The organism is Polaromonas sp. P4_F4, assembly GCF_056401355.1.
In genome coordinates this window covers 1-2,516 of sequence record NZ_JBFUJO010000060.1, presented here as the reverse complement: position 1 = coordinate 2,516, position 2,516 = coordinate 1, and the positions used below count along the sequence as shown (strand labels likewise).

Annotated in this window: 2 protein-coding genes and 1 pseudogene; all 3 read right to left on the bottom strand. The window is 61.1% G+C overall.

What is annotated here, in order from left to right; translation table 11 throughout:
• Positions 1–509: pseudogene (locus AC1DUR_RS25730) on the bottom strand (hypothetical protein); the annotation flags it as partial.
• Between the two features lie 336 nt (positions 510–845).
• The gene (locus AC1DUR_RS25725) at positions 846–1,241 is read right to left on the bottom strand and encodes a hypothetical protein (RefSeq protein WP_477720925.1); all 396 of its coding nucleotides are present in this window, start codon (positions 1,239–1,241) and stop codon (positions 846–848) included.
• Between the two features lie 17 nt (positions 1,242–1,258).
• Positions 1,259–2,516 (bottom strand): RHS repeat-associated core domain-containing protein (locus AC1DUR_RS25720; protein ID WP_477722384.1); only part of this gene is annotated, 1,258 nt, incomplete at its 5' end.

The window sequence follows — 2,516 nt, the reverse complement described above, 5'->3', positions numbered from 1 at the left end:
CCCACGTCCTGGGTCTGCGCCAGCCGGTTGCTGGTGGCGGCAATGGTGTTGGGGTAGCTACTGGCGCCCACGGTCTTGCTGGTGCGGTTGCCGGTCTCGTCGTAGCTGTACAGGGTGCTGGTGCCGGCCAGGCTGGCGCTCAGCAGGCGGTTCAGGTTGTCGTAGCCGAAGCCCTGGTCCAGCTGGCTTTGGGGGCTGCCGTTGTTGACGTGGCCGTAGCCGGTGATGCGCCCGGCGGCGTCGCGGTTGAGGCTGCGCAGGGCGCCTGCGGCGTTGCCGGTGCCCAGCGGGTCGCCCAGGCTGTAGCTGGAGACGAGGCCGGTGCTGTCGTAGCCCAGCGTGCGGGCCTTGCCGTCGGACCACAGCCAGCCGCTGACCTGGTTGTCGGCGTTGTAGCCGAGGGCGCTGAGCAGGCTGGTGGTGCCGGCCCCGACGCCCACGCCGTTGGGGTTGACGGGGTTGACGCTGAGGGCGCTGACGGCGCCCTGGGCGTCGTAGCTGTAGTTCACGCGTGAGCCGCCCGGGTAGGTGATGGCCGTCAGCTTGTCCAGTGCGCTGCCGCTGTCGCCCCAGGCGTAGCCGATGGTGAAGCTCTTGCCGCTGATGACGACCGTCTTGGCTGTCAGGCGGCCCAGGGCGTCGTGGCTGTAGCTGGTCTGGCCGCTCTCATCGGTGATCTTGGTGAGCTCACCTTTTTCTTGCGGGGTGGGGCCGGCGCCCGCAGCACGTAGAGCGCATCAGCGCGCTGCCCAGGCAACGCCAGCTATTGCGCCGTGATGGATGTGATTGAGGCCATGCTCGCCCTCAAGGATTGATGGAAGTATTCGGTCAGGCTTCAGCGCAATTCAACACTGCTGAAAACTCCGTGCGAGAAAAATAGCTCTAACACCGTAGACAGGCTCTATTTCAACCAAAATCTTTTCCCCCCTAGCTATTGCGGAGAGCTCAAGGTCAATTGCGGGTAAAAACGCTTCCGAGATTATTCCCTCAAATTCTCCCGTTATTAACTCAACCAAAAGGGGACGAAATTCCTCTGGTTGATTTTGGCTATTCCATATATTGATCCTATCAACGATATTTTTTTCCCGAAATTCGTTGGCTACAAACTGGGTAACCCCTTCCGCCCTAAGAGCAGTACGGTCGCCGCTTTGGAGGCGTAACGATATATCTATCGTCTTTGACTTCTCATCAACGCAAATACCGGTGACATGCGCTTCAACACAATCAGATAATTTCATCATCCAAGCCTTCAATTAAATTAATTTTTTGCCTTCGGAATCGGCGACACAGGCCTACCAGGCTCTTCTCTTTCACCGCCAGGCCATTCATGCACGTGGTCTATTTCGTTGCCTTGATGAGGTTTATCGATATCGTATTGAGGTCTTCCATCCGGTCCATATTGCCTACCTCGGCGAGGACCTTGAATCCAATCATTGGGAGGTCCGATATCGGGTGGATTTTTTGCTCGACTATCCATCCAATTCTTCACAGCGTCGTATGTATCCACGCACGCTTTAGCAGTAGCAGCCGCAGCGGCGACTGCAGCGGCTACGCACGGAGGACTGGCCATGCATGCGGCAACAGCAACAGGAACAGCAAGCCCTCGAGGGTCCGTGAGCCTTAGCGGATCACCCCCCACATAGGCAAAGGTATTGATGCCCCCTTGGAGTCCGATGGGATCAGACTGAATATACCGCCCCAATCGGGCGTTGTACTCCCGATTCCAATTCTGGAACAGCCCGGTCTCCGCGTCAAACACCTGCCCCGGGAACCTCTGGTTGAAGGTGAAGGCGCCCAGCCCACTGGGGTTCTGGTTCGGCGCCGTGCCGCCAAACGCTTCGGCCGTGTCCCAGCGCCAGACGATGGTCTGGTCCTGTCTGGTGATCACGCGCGGCGTCGCGATGTGGTCGGCATGCAGGTTGTACAGGCTCACCGCAATGTCATTCGTGGCCGCTGTGCCCGTCTGCTGCATCACCCCCACCGGCAGGGTGTTGAGGTAGATGGTTTCATAGAGCGGCGCGCCGTTGGCGTCGTACTCGCCCAGCAGCTGGCCGGCCTCGTCGTACAGGTAGTAGGCCGCGCCGGTGGGCACCAGAGGGCTCGGGCCGCTTTTCTTGACCCGCTGGTTCAGCCCGTTGTACAGGTAATTGACCGTGCCGCCGCCGGTGATGGCGCTGCTCATGCGGCCGCGGTCGGTGTAGGTGTAGCTGTTGGCGCCGTCGCTGGTGATGTGGCCGGCCGCGTCATGGGTGATCGTGGCCGTGCCGCCCACGTCCTGGGTCTGCGCCAGCCGGTTGCTGGTGGCGGCAATGGTGTTGGGGTAGCTACTGGCGCCCACGGTCTTGCTGGTGCGGTTGCCGGTCTCGTCGTAGCTGTACAGGGTGCTGGTGCCGGCCAGGCTGGCGCTCAGCAGGCGGTTCAGGTTGTCGTAGCCGAAGCCCTGGTCCAGCTGGCTTTGGGGGCTGCCGTTGTTGACGTGGCCGTAGCCGGTGATGCGCCCGGCGGCGTCGCGCGCG